13 protein-coding genes, 7 tRNA genes and 1 rRNA gene are annotated in these 16,444 nt (G+C 43.2%); 15 read left to right on the top strand and 6 right to left on the bottom strand.

The annotated features are described in order from the left end of the window. The 5 genes from rrf to ASE42_RS18055 all read left to right on the top strand — a co-directional run. Window positions 1-103 (top strand): 5S ribosomal RNA (gene rrf, locus ASE42_RS18075); the annotation flags it as partial. A gap of 42 nt (window positions 104-145) precedes the next feature. Beyond that, window positions 146-220, top strand: a tRNA-Asn gene (locus tag ASE42_RS18070). A 1-nt stretch (window position 221) separates the two neighbouring features. After that, window positions 222-294 (top strand) — tRNA-Thr (locus ASE42_RS18065). Between the two features lie 355 nt (window positions 295-649). Then, a complete protein-coding gene (locus ASE42_RS18060; RefSeq protein WP_056768516.1) occupies window positions 650-2,089 on the top strand; it encodes a SulP family inorganic anion transporter in 1,440 nt (479 codons plus the stop codon). Between the two features lie 62 nt (window positions 2,090-2,151). Beyond that, the gene (locus ASE42_RS18055) at window positions 2,152-3,117 is read left to right on the top strand and encodes a bile acid:sodium symporter family protein (RefSeq protein WP_034283929.1); all 966 of its coding nucleotides are present in this window, start codon (window positions 2,152-2,154) and stop codon (window positions 3,115-3,117) included. A gap of 44 nt (window positions 3,118-3,161) precedes the next feature. Here ASE42_RS18055 and ASE42_RS18050 read toward each other — a convergent pair whose 3' ends face one another. Genes ASE42_RS18050 through murQ form a run of 6 tightly spaced genes read right to left on the bottom strand, consistent with a single transcriptional unit; the run spans window position 3,162 to window position 10,891 of the window. Continuing rightward, on the bottom strand, window positions 3,162-4,406 hold the full coding sequence (locus ASE42_RS18050; protein ID WP_041106081.1) for an exo-beta-N-acetylmuramidase NamZ domain-containing protein: 1,245 nt from the start codon (window positions 4,404-4,406) through the stop codon (window positions 3,162-3,164). An 11-nt stretch (window positions 4,407-4,417) separates the two neighbouring features. Next, window positions 4,418-6,337, bottom strand: a complete 1,920-nt coding sequence (locus ASE42_RS18045) for a glycoside hydrolase family 3 protein (protein ID WP_056768514.1) — start codon at window positions 6,335-6,337, stop codon at window positions 4,418-4,420. Between the two features lie 13 nt (window positions 6,338-6,350). Continuing rightward, window positions 6,351-7,706: a penicillin binding protein PBP4B gene (gene pbp4b, locus ASE42_RS18040; protein WP_056768512.1), complete on the bottom strand. Its 1,356-nt coding sequence runs from the start codon at window positions 7,704-7,706 to the stop codon at window positions 6,351-6,353. Between the two features lie 13 nt (window positions 7,707-7,719). Then, window positions 7,720-9,099, bottom strand: a complete 1,380-nt coding sequence (locus ASE42_RS18035; RefSeq protein WP_056768511.1) for a PTS transporter subunit EIIC — start codon at window positions 9,097-9,099, stop codon at window positions 7,720-7,722. Continuing rightward, a complete protein-coding gene (locus ASE42_RS18030; RefSeq protein ID WP_041106088.1) occupies window positions 9,096-9,965 on the bottom strand; it encodes a MurR/RpiR family transcriptional regulator in 870 nt (289 codons plus the stop codon). The genes ASE42_RS18035 and ASE42_RS18030 overlap by 4 nt, the downstream gene beginning before the upstream one ends. Window positions 9,966-9,979: 14 nt before the next feature. Beyond that, window positions 9,980-10,891, bottom strand: a complete 912-nt coding sequence (gene murQ, locus ASE42_RS18025) for an N-acetylmuramic acid 6-phosphate etherase (protein WP_056768510.1) — start codon at window positions 10,889-10,891, stop codon at window positions 9,980-9,982. Between the two features lie 220 nt (window positions 10,892-11,111). On the opposite strand from murQ, the gene ASE42_RS18020 reads away from it, so the two are divergent. The 10 genes from ASE42_RS18020 (at window position 11,112) to ASE42_RS17975 (ending at window position 16,430) form a co-directional block, all read left to right on the top strand. After that, a tRNA-Glu gene (locus tag ASE42_RS18020) sits at window positions 11,112-11,186 on the top strand. A 6-nt stretch (window positions 11,187-11,192) separates the two neighbouring features. Further along, window positions 11,193-11,268: transfer RNA gene (locus ASE42_RS18015), tRNA-Val, on the top strand. A gap of 3 nt (window positions 11,269-11,271) precedes the next feature. Further along, a tRNA-Thr gene (locus tag ASE42_RS18010) sits at window positions 11,272-11,344 on the top strand. A gap of 28 nt (window positions 11,345-11,372) precedes the next feature. Then, window positions 11,373-11,457 (top strand) — tRNA-Tyr (locus tag ASE42_RS18005). A 4-nt stretch (window positions 11,458-11,461) separates the two neighbouring features. Continuing rightward, a tRNA-Gln gene (locus tag ASE42_RS18000) sits at window positions 11,462-11,533 on the top strand. A gap of 136 nt (window positions 11,534-11,669) precedes the next feature. Then, a complete protein-coding gene (gene rocF / locus ASE42_RS17995) occupies window positions 11,670-12,581 on the top strand; it encodes an arginase (protein WP_056768509.1) in 912 nt (303 codons plus the stop codon). A gap of 184 nt (window positions 12,582-12,765) precedes the next feature. After that, complete coding sequence (gene sigW / locus ASE42_RS17990; protein WP_024424449.1) at window positions 12,766-13,329, top strand: RNA polymerase sigma factor SigW; 564 nt, start codon at window positions 12,766-12,768, stop codon at window positions 13,327-13,329. Window positions 13,330-13,343: 14 nt separating this feature from the next. Next, complete coding sequence (rsiW, locus tag ASE42_RS17985) at window positions 13,344-13,970, top strand: anti-sigma-W factor RsiW (protein ID WP_024424448.1); 627 nt, start codon at window positions 13,344-13,346, stop codon at window positions 13,968-13,970. A gap of 218 nt (window positions 13,971-14,188) precedes the next feature. Further along, the gene (cdaA, locus tag ASE42_RS17980; protein ID WP_008344027.1) at window positions 14,189-15,010 is read left to right on the top strand and encodes a diadenylate cyclase CdaA; all 822 of its coding nucleotides are present in this window, start codon (window positions 14,189-14,191) and stop codon (window positions 15,008-15,010) included. Beyond that, complete coding sequence (locus ASE42_RS17975) at window positions 15,003-16,430, top strand: YbbR-like domain-containing protein (protein ID WP_056768508.1); 1,428 nt, start codon at window positions 15,003-15,005, stop codon at window positions 16,428-16,430. The genes cdaA and ASE42_RS17975 overlap by 8 nt, the downstream gene beginning before the upstream one ends. Window positions 16,431-16,444: the final 14 nt, after the last annotated feature.

Below are 16,444 nucleotides of genomic sequence, written 5' to 3'. Positions count from 1 at the left end.
GCGAAGAGGTCACACCCGTTCCCATACCGAACACGGAAGTTAAGCTCTTCAGCGCCGATGGTAGTTGGGGGTTTCCCCCTGTGAGAGTAGGACGCCGCCAAGCTTTTTGTTTATATCCTTCCAATGGAAGAAGTTACTTTATCATTCCGCAGTAGCTCAGTGGTAGAGCTATCGGCTGTTAACCGATCGGTCGTAGGTTCGAGTCCTACCTGCGGAGCCATGCTTCCATAGCTCAGTAGGTAGAGCACTTCCATGGTAAGGAAGAGGTCAGCGGTTCGAGCCCGCTTGGAAGCTTTCCTCTATATGTTAATATGACAAGGTTTCTCGATGATGAGAAGGCTTTTTTTGTTTGTTTACATATATATTGAACTGCTCGATGATCAGTAGACTGATGACATTAGGAAAGAGAATAAAACGGCTTGCACAGAAGTGTTGCATCGATTTTTTACTTATCTCCTTCTTTTTGTTCTTGATTCTTCATTCTCTTTCTTTTATTCTTACTAAAGTGATATCCTCTATATCAAAAGACTCTGTACGTTCCTCTTTTCCCCCGAAAGTGAAGTATCGTTTGTTTTCCCTTTCTTTATCTCCAGGTATAGTTGCTCTTCTTTTTCCATGTACGGTATGTATATAAAAAGGAGTAGATGATTTGAAAGATTTATTTGTAAAGCAAGAATGGTTTGGACATGTACGTCAGGACGTGCTTGCGGGTATATTAGTCGCACTGGCTTTAATTCCTGAGGCCATTGCGTTTTCGATTATTGCGGGCGTTGATCCGAAGGTCGGCTTGTATGCATCGTTTTGTATCGCGATTGTGATTTCGTTTGTTGGTGGACGCCCAGGCATGATTTCGGCTGCAACAGGGGCTATGGCCCTCGTCATGGTTAACTTGGTCGCTGATCATGGGTTGCAATATTTGTTTGCAGCTACGATTTTGACGGGTTTGATTCAAATTGTGTTTGGATTGTGTCGAGTGTCTCGTTTGATGAAATTTATTCCGAGGTCCGTCATGGTTGGCTTTGTTAATGCGTTGGCTATTATGATCTTCATGGCTCAGCTTCCACATTTCGTTGGGGAAGCAATGGCCATGTATATGATGACAGGGGGCGCCTTGCTGATCATTTATTTATTGCCTATGGTGATAAAGGTGATACCTTCCCCACTCATTGCCATTATTGTAATGACGATATTGGCTGTATTTGGACATATTGATGTTAGAACAGTTGGAGATATGGGAGAGCTTCCTGATTCTTTGCCTGTTTTTCTGATTCCTCAAGTTCCGTTTAACTGGGAAACACTTGCTATCATTTTTCCTTATTCTTTAGCACTTGCGATGGTTGGTTTACTTGAGTCTCTTTTAACCGCACAGATTGTCGATGATATGACAGAGACGTCTAGTAATAAGAACAAGGAAGCGAGAGGTCAAGGGATTGCCAATGTGGTTGCTGGATTCTTTGGTGGTATGGCTGGCTGTGCGATGATTGGCCAATCTGTGATTAATACGAAGGCAGGAGGACGAGGCCGGCTTTCTACCTTTGTAGCGGGTGCTTTTTTAATGGTGCTGATTTTTGTACTAGGTGATGTCGTGGTTCAAATTCCGATGGCTGCTCTAGTGGCTGTGATGTTCATGGTTTCCATTGGCACATTTGATTGGAGTTCCTTTCAGCAGCTAAAAAAGAATCCGAAAACAGATTCTATTGTGATGGTTGTCACGGTCGTGACGGTGGTGTTGACTCATGATTTATCAAAAGGCGTTTTTGCAGGTGTACTGCTTAGTGCGGTATTCTTTGTCGCAAAGATATCGAAGCTTCATATTACATCTAAAGAAAGCCAGACAGGTATTTGGGAATATCGAGTTAAAGGACAAATTTTCTTTGCTTCTGTCACTGACTTGATCCAAGCTTTCCATCAGGGGAAAGAACTCCAATCTGTTGTAATTGATTTGTCTGAAGCACGTATATGGGATGAATCAGGTGTATCAGCGATAGAACGTATAAAGGAAAGGTATCAAGCAAATGGCGTCCAGGTGGACGTAGTTGGAATGGATACATCAAGTCAAAAGCTTATGAAACAGGTGAATGGTTCTTAAAAAGGGCTTTCTGTCTGTTACAATAGAAAGGGTAAGAAAGTGAAGGGATGGAGGTGGCCGGCATGCTTGTGCGTTTAAATCAAGTGCTCGGCCGGATGATGCCGCTCATTACACCTTTTAGTGTGTTACTCGGTGTTTTATTGGCGGCCTATTTAAAGGATTTTACGTTTTTGGTGCCATGGGTATTTGCTGTTATGACCTTTGCAGGGAGTTTGTCTTCTACTTTTTCGGCTTTAAAGCATACGGTGATGCACCCATTACCTTTGATTTTATCGTTTATGATTTTGCACGTGTTGATGCCTCTTTATGCTTGGTCAGCGGGACATCTCATATTTGCGGGTGATGCCATGACGATCACCGGTTTGACACTTGCAATGGTGATTCCCACAGGAGTTTCTAGTTTAATATGGGCGGCAATGTATAAAGGGAATGTTGGGTTAACGTTATCCATTATTTTAATTGATACATTGCTTTCGCCATTGATTGTGCCAGCCAGTTTGTCACTTTTAGCCGGTACACAGGTTCATATGGACATGGTCGCTATCATGAAAGGGCTGTTTGGGATGGTGGTGCTTCCATCTATTTTAGGGATGCTCGTTCGTCAATATGCAAAGCCTGCTGTGACAAAAATGATCAGTCAGACACTGTCACCTTTTTCAAAAATAGGCTTGTTTGTAGTGGTGTCGATTAACAGTTCTGTTGTCGCGCCATACTTGCGTGAACTGGATGCCGCATTTTTTAGCAAGGCAGCGACTGTGTTTCTCATTGCGATGAGCGGATATGCGTTTGCATGGTTGATTGGAAAGACGATGAAATGTACTCAAGGAGAGATTGTGGCCATCGTGTATACGGGCGGTATGAGAAACATTAGTGCGGGGGCTGTGCTTGCCATTAGCTTTTTCCCGCCTGCTGTCGCTGTTCCTGTGGTGATTGGCATGCTGTTTCAGCAAGTGCTTGCTGCCTTGTTTGGTTTCTTACTCAATCGTTTTGAGCTGAAAGCACCTGCTGTGACCAAATCTTTCTCATGAAAAAAACCTCCATCCTCTGATAGATGGAGGTTTTTTCTATGATCTTAATAGATGAGATATTTTTTTCGTTTCTTTTCGAATGTTTTGAGGTCGTGATGATAGCGTTTCATCATGTGTTTGACGGAAGTTCCTTTATTGATTTCTTCTTTCATCCAGCCATTCCCGATGAGTTTGTCAAAGCTGCCAGTTTGAAGGAACTGAAAGTCATTAGGGTATAAATCATGTATTGCTTTGATAATGGATAACCCCGTTTTCACCGCTTCGAAGGATGAGCGGTCTGTGACGTATAACTGCACACCATGAGATAGTGTACCGGCATGTTTAGAAAATGTGGGGGTGAATGACACAGGTCTAAATTGAACGCCTTTTAGTTTTAGCTGATTTAAATGATCTGCCAGCTCGCTGCTATTGATATATGGTGCACCAATGAGCTCGAATGGTTTTGTCGTTCCTCTGCCTTCAGAGACATTTGTGCCTTCAATTAATCCTGTGGCAGGATATACAAAGGTACTATCCACTGTTGGCATGTTAGGAGAAGGAAGGACGAACGGCAGCTTTGTATCATCGAATGTCATGGACCGCTTCCAATTTTTCATTTTGATGACTGTTACATCAGCATTGATATGAAACTCTTTGTTAAACAGTTTTGCAAGTTCACCAGTGGTCATTCCATGTCTTAATGGGATTGGATAGAGCCCTACAAATGAGGCGTGTTCAGGCTCTAAAACAGGTCCTTCTACTTTTAGTCCGCCAATGGGATTTGGGCGGTCTAGGACAACAAAGGGAATGTTGTTTTCTTTAGCGGCTTCCATCGCATAGGCCATCGTGTAAATATAGGTGTAATAACGAGTACCAACATCTTGAATATCAAACAGCAGGACATCTACTTTTTTCAGCATTTCAGGAGTTGGCTTTCTTGTTTTTCCATAAAGAGAGTAAACAGGAAGACCTGTTTTTTCATCGGTATAGGATTCGACGCCTTCTCCTGCTTGTGCATCGCCGCGCACGCCGTGTTCAGGTCCATATAAAGCAGTGAGCTTGATATTTGGATGTTCAAATAGGAGATCGACACTGCTTTTTATATTTGCATCAATGCCAGTCGGGTTGGTAATGAGACCAACTCTTTTCCCTTTTAGCCATGAAAGGTTGCTTGAGAGAAGTGTTTCGATCCCTGTTTTGACTGCTGTTTTTTTTCCTTTTGTATCTGTTCGTTCTTCTGCGGGAGAGGCGGCGGTCAATGTGCTCATCATGAGAAAGCTTGCGAGTATGAAACTAACTGTTTTCTTCAAGAGAATCCCTCCTATTTGATCTGTTTCCCTTTCAAGTTGAGGCCATAGCCGAATGGGTAAAGGGTTTGATTTGGATGAGTGACAGATGGGATATCAACTGGCAGTTTCCCTTTAGGTGATGCAGCTCCAAATATCACTTCTAGTCCAGCAGGAATATTTGGCTGATTGAATTGTCCGTTTGAGTAGCCTTTAAAACCGTACACAGCTAGTAAGGCATCGGCTTCTTCAAAATTTGCCGCATCATAAGGGTTTCTAAGACTCATGATGACCATTTTTTTGTTTTGTGCTGCTGCTTCTTTCATGACAGCACGAGGGAAGGCGGTTGCCCATTTTTTCGGGTCCTGAACATTGTCATCAATTACGCCATCATTCACAGCTGGGTCATTTTGGACAACGTAAGAGCCAGTGATGACATAGTCAGCTTCTTTTATTAGTTTGGCCGAGTCTTTGGTGAACGTTTTATCCGCAAAAGCATATGACTGGATGCGTACAGGCTTGATCTTTTTTTGTTTCATGAGAGATTCGACTGTGAAAGACATTGCTTTTGTCTGATCTTCGTAAGGTGCCATGACCACGATTTTGTCATTCTTTTTAGGCTTGAAAGGTAAGGTCTTTTTGTTGTTTTTAAGCAGGGTGATTCCTTCACGTGCCATTTTTTGTTCTGCTTTAAGGTGCGACTTTTTCCCGACGACTTGAGTGGCTTTTTTGATTTTTTTCTCAAGACTGATTGGTTTTTTGGAGGAAATAATGCCGCGTTTGATTTTCAATTGAAGAATTTTTTCGACAGATTCGTTGATCTGAGATATCGGAATCTCTTTCTTTAAAATCGCTTGTTTGACAGCATTGAATACATTCTCTAGGTTTTTTTCTGTTTTTAATGAGGTGACTGGTGCTGGCATGAGAGCGATGTCGACACCTGCTTTAATGGCCATCACGACGGCTTCTTCCTGTCCGAAATTATCTGCAACCGCTTTCATATTTAGAGCGTCTGTCACAACAACGCCGTGAAAGCCCATCTCTTCTTTTAATAAGTGTGTGATGACTTTTTTTGATAAGGTTGCTGGAACCATGATGTCCTCGCCATCTTTTTTGCTTCGATACGTTGTATCATCAATGGCAGGAAATTGAACATGAGCGGTCATGACCATATCTGCACCAGCATTGATCGCTTGTTGGAACGGATACAGCTCAACCTTTTTTAAACGATCTAGGTCATGCTCTACGAGCGGCAAGCCGTAGTGACTATCGACGGCTGTATCACCATGTCCCGGGAAATGTTTTAGTGTGGAAATGGTCTTTTCCTTTTGAAGTCCTTTCATGGTTTGAAGACCAAGCCTAGTGACAAGAGCAGGATCAGAGCTAAAGGAACGGACTCCAATGACGGGGTTGTTTGGATTATTATTTACATCAAGCACAGGAGAGAAGTTTGTATTGATGCCTAAAGCGTTTAATTCTTTTCCGATGATTTTTCCTGTGTCATATGCATTTTTTTTGCTTCTAGAGGCACCAATCGACATATTTCCTGGGAAATGTGTTCCCTTTTGTAACCTTGTGACGATTCCGCCTTCTTGATCAATGGAAATGAGTAAAGGAATGTTTGGTGATGCTTTTTGAAATTCATGGGTGAGTTTCACGGTTTGTTCCGTATCAACGACATTTTCGGCAAACAAGATGACACCGCCTAGATGATATTTTTCTACAAGATGAGATACTTCGTTATTCATCTTTGTGAAGCCTGTAGGTACGGATTCATCTTTTGTTTGCCAATTGCGAAAGTCCGGCATGAGCATTTGACCTATCTTTTCATCCAGTGACATATCCTGAACCATTTGTTTAGCGGTTGGCAGAGAGGCGGAGCTAACCTTTTCCGTTGGAATGGAAGAGGTTAGCAGGGCTAAAACCAGTGCAGCGGGGAAGAGAGCTTTCAACATCGAATTCCTCCTTTTACTGAAAAGATTCGTAGATTGCGGTCATGATGCTTCCATAAGTGCCAGTTGGGAACAGGTCACCTTCAAATTGATTAGGATTTGTTTCTGGTGAAACAACGGGTGAATGTTTCTTATTCGTCAGCAAGACGACACCTAAATCGTGTTTAGGATCAATCAACGTCATGGTGCCGGTCCAGCCAGTATGCCCATAGGCTTCGTTACTTGCATATTTTCCAAACATCCATTCCATGTCAGTATGACCGTTTTTTCGCCAGCCTAGCCCGTAAGTTGGGTTCGTATCAGATGAGGCTGTAAAGAGATCGATAGAAGCCTGATCAAAAATGGTTGTTTTTCCATAGCCTCCTTTGTTAAGCATCAGCTGTAGCAGCACGGCCATATCTGAGGTGTTCGAGAAAAGTCCAGCGTGGCCGGAGATACCTGCCATTGAGTAATATGCTTTCTCGTCGTGTACTTCACCTAGCAGGGTGTACCGTCGGATGTTTTCAAAATCGATTACACCGTCTCGTGAATTGCCTAAACGTTCAGTTGCTGCAAAATGCTTCGGCTTGAACCCTTTTTGCAGTGGATTGAACATTGTATGTTTGAGACCTAGCGGCCGATAAATCGTTGACTCGACATATTGATCAAGAGGCATGCCTGTTTTCTTCTCGATGATCATGCCTAGCAGCATGTAATCAATGTCACTATAAATGTGCTGGGTACCTGGCTTGTATTGCAGCGGTACCTTTGGCAGCCATTTCATCGTTGTTTTTCTGTCTTGAGAATAAAAAGAGCCAGCTGATTCTTTGCTATAAAATAAGACACTGGAAGGGAGACCCGCAGAATGGGTGAGAAGATCTTTTACCCGAAGCTGGTCTTTACCGGTTACCTTTGCATCAGGTTCATCCTGAAAATCTGGAAGGATGGTCTGTATTTTTTCGTTGACATCAAGTTTTTTCTCGTAGACAAGCTTTTGCAGGGCATAGTTGGTCGCATACATTTTTGTATTGGATGCCAAATCGAATAGTGTATCCTTTTTCATTTTTTTATACGATTTGAGCTCTGTTGTGCCATCGTATTTTTGCCGGTAGCCATAGGCTTTTTGATGGACGATCTTTCCGTCCTTGATAATGATGAGAGCGGCTCCTGGAAATCCTGCTTTGATGTCATTTTGAATCATTTGATCAACCTTCCTCAGCTGCCTGGAAGAAACACCTACTTGTTCCGGTCGTTTTGCTTTTTTTAAGACGGGATATCCTTCAGGAGCTGTTTTAGACAAAGACGATACAGGATGGGAGCTAGTTGCAAATGTTTGTACTGGTAACCCAAGGAGCATGAGCAGACATGTGATCAAAAGAAAACATTTCTTCAAGGTCTAGACCTCCTTATTGATTGTGATCCTCGAACTCAACAGCCATATCATCATGAAACCCAAATAAGTATGTGAAGAAAAATCCAGCAACATATGCGATAAATAGTCCAATTAAGTAAAGAAGCATTTGATGTGTGTGAACAATAAATGTTAATGGAAGACCGGATACCCCGATGGCTTTCGTCGCAATTTGGAAGTAGGCTTGAAATGCGCCGCCGATTCCTGCACCAAGACAAGCGGTGAGAAATGGTCGTCCCAGCGGGAGTGTGACACCAAAAATGAGTGGTTCGCCAATGCCCAGCATCCCTGAAGGAAGCCCACCAGCAATTGCTCTTTTGAGCTTTTTCTTTTTTGTTTTCATATAAATGGCGAATGCAGCGCCTACCTGTCCTGCACCGCCCATAGCGAGAATTGGCAGAAGAGGGTCATCTCCAATTGAATTGATGAGTTCCATATGAATCGGTGTCAGCCCTTGGTGAAGTCCTGTTACAACAAGCGGGAGGAAGGTCGCACCAAGAACAAACCCTGCGAAAATACCGCCCATATTTAATAGGTAAGTCAGTCCTGAGGTGATGGCATCAGATATAAATCCGCCGACTGGCATGAAGACAACGTACGTGAAAATGCCTGTAATGAGTAGTGTGATGGTTGGTGTGACGATGATATCAAGTGATTGCGGGACGAAGCGTCTAATTCGGGTTTCCACAAGTGCCATAAAGATGGCGGCTAGAAGAACACCGATGAGTCCGCCTCTGCCTGGTAGAATATTTGTGCCAAATAACATAATGTCTGCGGAGGCTGGGTTAATAATGAGGATACCAGCTAATGCGCCTAATGCAGGAGAGCCTCCAAATTCCTTTGCGGCATTTGTTCCGACTAATATCCCGAGATAAGCGAACAGGCCAGACCCTATAACCGTTAAAATAATCGCAGCTTGGGATTTTTCGTCAAGCCAGCCTGCTTGCACGATTGCTTTTGTAATCCCGGTGATTAGACCTGAGGCAACTAGTGCCGGAATGATTGGAATGAAAATGCTGGCAATCCGCCGTAAGAACAGCTTGAACGGTGTGCGGTTTTTTTGTGAAATGGCTTGCTTGTTTTTTTGTGCTTCGTTGTTTAAATCATAAGAGCCAGAGGCATTTAGCAGCTGTTCAAACGCACTTGATACTTGGTTGACAACACCAGTGCCTAAAATGATTTGAAGCGTTTCTGCTTCGACGACGCCAATGACGCCATCGAGTTCTTTGATTGCTGTGACGTGAACTTTTTCATTGTCAATCGGTGTAATTCGGAGCCGTGTCATACAATGTGTATGGGAAGAGATATTTTCAGAACCACCACAGAGTGAAAGAATGTCTTTCGCCAACTGCTGATATTTCTTTTGATGACTCATGTTGAATCCCCCTTTGATTTTCGTTTCATGGAGCGGATGGCATGCCTTGTCTTGTCAATATATTGCGCTGTCTCTTCATATTGACGAGAAGCTAAACTGAGGAACAAGACATCAATTAAGTAGAGCTGTGCCATTCTAGAGGAAGTGGCAGCACTGCGAAAAGGTGCTTCATTGGAACCGGACGTCGATAGGTGAACATCACATAAAGCAGAAACGCTTGTATGACCTGGATGTGTTAAAGCAATGGTTTTCACTTGGTTGTCTTTTGCAAGCTGAAGGGCTTGAATGATGTCTAACGTTTCTCCTGAAAAGGAGATACCAAACACAATGTCATTCTCTCCCGCATTTGCAATGACCGTAGATGCAATGTGCATGTCAGTGAAGGCTGTCGCTGCATAGTTAATTCTGAGAAATTTCTGCTGGGCATCAGCTGCGACGATGCCAGATGCACCAACTCCGATAAAATGAATTTGATTTGCATGCAGCAGTAATTGAACAGCCTTTTCTAAAGCTTCTGGATTTAAAATAGAAGCGGTGTCCTTGATCGATTGAATAGAGTTTCCTGCTGTTTTTTGAATAATGGATTGAAGCGGTTCATCTTGTTCGATATCTCTGTAGCCTTGTTTATCGTCATGCATCAAATCTCCAGCGATCCGCATTTTTAAATCGTGATAGCCATCCAGCCCGAGAGATTTACAAAGGCGGATGACTGCAGAGCTGCTTGCGCCAGCTGCCTGACTAATTTCATGTACTGTGCTTTTAATGACTTTGTCAGGATGGGCAAGGATATAGTCTGCAATGATTTTTTCAGATTGGGGAAGCTTTGATTTGATTGTGTGTAGTAGGGTAAGTCCACCTGCTGACATGAGCTCTGCCTCCTTTAGGATTGATAACGTGAGATCGCTTTGTCAATATGGCCATTCGTTTTGTTGAGTAAATCTTTGGCTGTTTTCTTGTCTGTGTTTGTTTGGAGCATGACGATGGCAGTTTTGACTTCTAAGTCTGCTGCTTCAAGAGTCTTTACGGCTTGTTCGTAGGAAGCATTTGTCACATGTTGAATGATGGTGATGGCGCGTTCTTTTAATTTATGATTGCTGACTTTTACATCAACCATCAGGTTTTCATATACTTTGCCTAGTCTAATCATGACTGAGGTGGAAAGCATATTTAAAATCATTTTATGAGCGGATGCTGCTTTCATTCTTGTTGACCCAGTGATGGCTTCTGGTCCTACAATGACCTCAATGGCGCAATCTGCAAGCTCGCTAATTTCTGCCTCTTCATTGCAGCTGAGTGCTACTGTTTTAGCTCCAATTGACTTTGCGTAGTTTAAAGCGCCGATGATATAAGGTGTTCTGCCGCTTGCGGCAATACCGACGACTGTATCTTTTGATGTCAGGTGAATGTGTACTAAATCCTGTTTGCCTGCTTCTTCACTGTCTTCCACATCTTCGGCAGCTTGAGAAAAAGCTGAGTCTCCGCCTGCCATGATGCCTACAATCACATCAGGTGAGACGCTATAGGTTGGTGGACATTCGACAGCATCCATTACGCCAATTCTGCCGCTTGTTCCGGCGCCTAAATAAACGAGTCTGCCTCCATTTAAGATGGATTCATAAGCAAAGTCACTTGCTGTTTTGACATGTGGAAGTACAAGGTTGACTGCTTGAGCGACCTTCATATCTTCTTCATTGATCATCTGGAGTATTTCCAGCGGGTCTGCTTGTGAAATTCCCATTGTGTTGGGGTTTCTTGATTCTGTTGTCAAAGAACGCAGTTGAGACGGCTGCATGTGACATACCTCCTTATTTCTTCATTTTCAGTATATTGAGTATGATATGAAATTTCAATATTATATTTGAATATTGAAATTATATTTCAGTCGAGATGTTGAACGAATAGGGAGTAAATAGTTAGAAAATAAAAAAAATAAAAATCCCCTTTACAAAAGGGGGACAACCTGTATATAATAACTTTTGTCAGCTTCACGGAAACAACAAACTTGACAAACTGGCCCGTTGGTCAAGCGGTTAAGACACCGCCCTTTCACGGCGGTAACACGGGTTCGAATCCCGTACGGGTCACCATGATGTGGAGGATTAGCTCAGCTGGGAGAGCATCTGCCTTACAAGCAGAGGGTCGGCGGTTCGAGCCCGTCATCCTCCACCATATGCCGGTGTAGCTCAACTGGTAGAGCAACTGACTTGTAATCAGTAGGTTGGGGGTTCAAGTCCTCTTGCCGGCACTGTTTTTTCTTTATCAATTCCATATGTGGAGGGGTAGCGAAGTGGCTAAACGCGGCGGACTGTAAATCCGCTCCCTCCGGGTTCGGCGGTTCGAATCCGTCCCCCTCCACCATTTTTGGGCTATAGCCAAGCGGTAAGGCAACGGACTTTGACTCCGTCATGCGTTGGTTCGAATCCAGCTAGCCCAGTTAAGACACCTTTTTGAAAAAGGTGTCTTTTTTTATGTTGGCAGAGGGACTGTATAACTATTCAAAATGTTGTTGAGTTGAGTCAGAAGGCATCAAGAAAGTAAAATATAAGCATGAACGGAAAGGGGATGTACATATGGGAGAGCAAAAGAAGGTCACGATTATTGGAGTTCCAATGGATTTGGGTCAAACGAGAAGGGGCGTCGATATGGGGCCGAGTGCGATTCGTTGTGCAGGCGTAAAAGAAAAATTGGAAACGCTCTCATTTGATGTAGAGGATCTTGGAGATATTCCAGTTGAACAAAGAGATGATGAGAAAGGTTTATATACAAGTGAAAAGCTGAAAAATTTGACGGAGAATGCTGGGGCAAATCAGCTGCTTGCTGAGAAGGTTGACAGTATTGTGCAATCTGGTTCGTTTCCGCTCATTTTAGGCGGTGATCACAGCATTGCGATTGGCACACTTGCTGGGGTAGCCAAGCATTATGAAAACTTAGGAGTCATTTGGTATGATGCACACGGGGATTTGAATACGGAGGAAACGTCTCCTTCTGGAAATATTCATGGCATGCCGCTTGCTGTCAGTCTCGGTTTTGGGCATGCAGATTTAACGAACATTGGCGGTTATTCGCCTAAATTGAAGCCTGAAAATGTCGTTATAATTGGTGCTCGATCTTTAGATGAAGGAGAGCGGGCATTGATTCGAGAGAAAGGCATTAAAGTGTATACGATGCATGAAATTGATCGTTTAGGGATGACAAGGGTGATGGAGGAAGCGATTGGGTATCTAAAGGAGAGAACAGATGGTGTCCATCTGTCGCTTGATTTAGATGGATTAGATCCAGCGGAATGCCCTGGTGTAGGTACTCCGGTAGCAGGCGGCATTAGTTACCGGGAGAGTCATCTCGCAATGGAGCTTTTAGAGGAGGCGGGTATTTTAACGTCTGCTGAATTTGTTGAAGTAAATCCGGTTTTAGATGAGAAAAACAAAACCGCTGAAGCAGCAGTTGCGTTAATTGGTTCGTTAATGGGTGAAAAGCTATTGTAGAGCGGGACTTGTTCCCGTTCTTTTTTTGTTTTGGGAAAATTTAAGGATATGTTAAGGTTTTTACCGGTTGATAAGCGTAACACACTGTCAAAAATTTGTTACACTATTTTTTAGAGGAGAATGAAACCTTTTGGAAAGAGGTTCGTATACATAAAGACCGGTGAAGGCAGAGGTTGAATATACTATGGACACAATGATTAAAAAGAGAATTAAGCAAGTGAAAAAAGGCGACCAGAACGCATTTGCAGACATCGTAGACCTGTATAAAGACAAAATTTATCAGCTGTGCTACCGTATGCTTGGGAATGCACACGAAGCGGAGGATATTGCGCAGGAGGCGTTTATTCGTGCTTATGTGAATATCGAAAGCTTTGATGTGAATCGCAAGTTTTCCACGTGGCTGTACCGCATTGCAACCAACCTGACCATCGACCGTATTCGCAAAAAAAAGCCGGATTATTATTTAGATGCAGAGGTGGCAGGAACAGAAGGGTTAAATATGTATTCTCAAATTGCTGCTGATGGCATTTTGCCAGAGGATGAGGTGGTGTCTCTTGAATTATCGAGTACCATTCAGCAAAAAATTCTAAGATTACCCGATAAATATCGTTCGGTCATCGTATTAAAGTATATTGATGAACTCTCGTTAAAAGAAATTAGTGAGATTCTGAATATACCAGTTGGTACGGTGAAAACGAGAATACACAGGGGTAGAGAGGCTCTCCGGAAACAGTTGAGAGACCTTTGAGTGAGGTGATTTTGATGAGCTGTCAGGATAGAATCGTCCAGCTTATGCATCAGTATTTAGACGGGGACATTGAGCCCCAAGACGAAAAAGAATTAAAAAGCCATCTGCAATCGTGTGAGGAGTGCCGTACTCATTTTCAACAAATTGAGAAATCCATCGCGCTAGTGCAGAGTACATCTCATATAGAAGCACCATCTGATTTCACTGCAAAGGTGATGGCAGGTCTTCCAAAGGAGAAAAAGCGTGTGTCGGTTCAAAGATGGATCAAAGCTCACCCGCTGATGGTAGCCGCTGCCCTCTTTCTCATTTTAATGGGAGGCAGTCTGTTTACGAGCTGGAATACCGATCATAATTTCAGTGTGTCAAAGCAGCCGAATCTCGTCGTTGAAAATGATACAGTGACCGTACCTAAAGGGGAAACCGTAAAGGGTGATGTCACTGTCAAAAATGGCAAGCTGATTGTAGAAGGCAAGGTTGATGGAAATGTCACCGTCGTCAATGGGGAACAGTTGACTGCTTCTGCCGGACAAGTCACTGGTCAAATTAATGAAATTAATGAAGTGTTTGATTGGATTTGGTACAAAATGAAATCAACAGCACAAAACGTAATGCGGGTCATTGGGCCAGAGGAGCAAAAGTAACTCAATCGGCTTAAAGAGCAGTCTCTAAGGGGGGCTGCTCTTTTTCTATACATTGGTGGGATTCACGCATACTAGCAACTTAGCCAGATATGGCAACTATTTTCCTTGCTGAAACAAAATGTGGTATAATAGCCACGCTATGTATTGATACATAGGCTCTTTTTATATTAAAAAATGCATCAAACGAAGAATAACTGAAAATTCTGGAGGACGAGGAAATGGCTTTAGGGGATATTCCTTTTTTGCAGTACCTCGGTAATGCTGTTGATATTCTCGTTGTTTGGTATGTGATATATAAATTAATGATGGTCATCCGCGGAACAAAAGCGGTTCAGCTTTTAAAGGGAATTGTGGTCATTGTTCTCGTCAGGATGGGAAGTGCGTATCTCGGTCTTAACACACTTCAATGGCTGATGGATCAAGCGATTACGTGGGGATTTCTTGCGATCATTATTATTTTTCAGCCAGAGCTAAGGAGAGCGCTTGAGCAGCTTGGGCGCGGCCGTTTCTTCTCAAGAAGCGGGACACCTGTAGAGGAACAGCAGCAGAAAACGATCGAGGCAATTACAAAAGCAATTAACTATATGGCGAAACGCAGAATCGGCGCACTGCTAACAATTGAGCGCGATACCGGAATGAATGATTACATAGAGACAGGAATTCCTTTGAATGCAAAGGTGAGTTCAGAGCTGCTCATTAATATTTTCATTCCGAATACACCGCTTCATGACGGTGCTGTCATTATGAAGCGGGATGAGATTGCAGCTGCAGCTTGCTATTTACCGCTGTCAGAAAGCCCTTTTATCTCTAAGGAGCTGGGGACGCGTCATAGGGCTGCAGTCGGAATTAGTGAAGTGACAGACAGCTTAACTGTCATCGTTTCTGAGGAAACTGGCGGCATTTCTGTCGCAAGGAATGGTGATCTTCACCGAGAATTGACAGAAGAAGCGCTTGAAGAAATGCTGATTGCTGAATTTAGTAAGAACAGCAAAGATGCTTCCTCGACCAAATGGTATTGGAGGGGCAAGAAAAATGGATAAGATTTTGAATAATCGCTGGGCCGTTAAGCTTCTTGCATTGGTCTTCGCTTTATTGCTGTATGGTGCAGTCAATTCAGCGCAAGCGCCCACGCCGAAAAAAATCGGTGAATCCTTTTTCCCAACATCGACGACAGATGAAGCAACTTTAACCGACATTCCTGTTAAAGCGTATTATGATGACGAGAAGTACGTCGTCACTGGTGTGCCGCAGACAGTCAATGTCACGATTAAAGGATCAACAAGTGCTGTGAAAACAGCAAGACAAACAAAGAATTTTGAAATTTACGCAGACATGCAGAACTTATCGACAGGTACACATAAAGTGGAGCTGAAGGCAAGAGATGTATCAAAGGGACTCACACTATCGATTAATCCATCTGTGACGACTGTGACGATACAAGAAAAAACGACAGCTGAATTTCCTGTTGAAACCGAGTTTTATAATCAAAATAAAATCAAAGACGGCTATTCACCTGAACAGCCCATTGTGAATCCGAAAAACGTCACAGTTACTGGATCAAAGGACGTCATCGACAAAATTTCTGTCATTAAAGCTTTTGTGAACTTAGAAGATGTCGATCAGCAAATTGAAAAAGAGGCGAAGCTCACTGTGTATGATAGCAGCGGGAATGAGCTGCCAGTCGAAGTAAGTCCGTCCGTGGTGGATATTACGGTCCCAATCTCTAGTCCAAGCAAAAAGGTCCCTTTTAAAATTGAGCGGACGGACAGCTTGCCAGAAGGGATCAGCATCTCAAGCATTGAGACAAGCCCGAGTGAGGTCACAGTGTACGGCTCTCAAAAGGTGCTGGATGCCCTTGATTTTATTGATGGCGTCAAGCTGGACCTAAGCAAGATCAAAGATGATACGGAGATTGATGCCGATATTCCCCTGCCAGATGGTGTGAAAAAGGTATCACCCGAAACCGTTAAGATCAAAGTGAAGGTTGCAACAGCTGAAGAAAAAAAGATCGATAATGTACCGATTTCTGTCGTGGGTTTGAGCAAGGATCTCACTTCTGATTTTGTGAGCCCCTCTTCTGGACGGCTCACGTTAACAGCAAAGGGATCAAAGAGTGCGATTGATAAACTAAAGGCTTCAGATGTTGAAGCCTATATCAATGCAGGGGACTTGAACGAAGGAACCCATGAGGTCAAAGTTCAAGTGAATGGTCCTCAAAATGTGACTTGGACATTATCGAGATCAAAGGTCAAAGTGAAACTCACTTCTACTGATACAGAGGATCAGCCGGCTTCGACGAATGATCGGAAGGATCAAAAAGATCAACAAGATCCATCAACTGATGACGATGGTCAGGGTGAGAAGAGTAAAGAAGAATCCACGCAAGATAAAGCAAAGAAAGAATCGAGTCAAAGACAGCGGGTCAAAGAAGATAAAAAAGAGGACGAAGCGTCCTCTTGAATGGTAAAAAAGGA

It is taken from the genome of Bacillus sp. Root920 (assembly GCF_001429445.1).
Lineage (GTDB): Bacteria > Bacillota > Bacilli > Bacillales > Bacillaceae > Bacillus > Bacillus safensis.
This window is presented reverse-complemented; position numbering and strand designations above follow the sequence as displayed.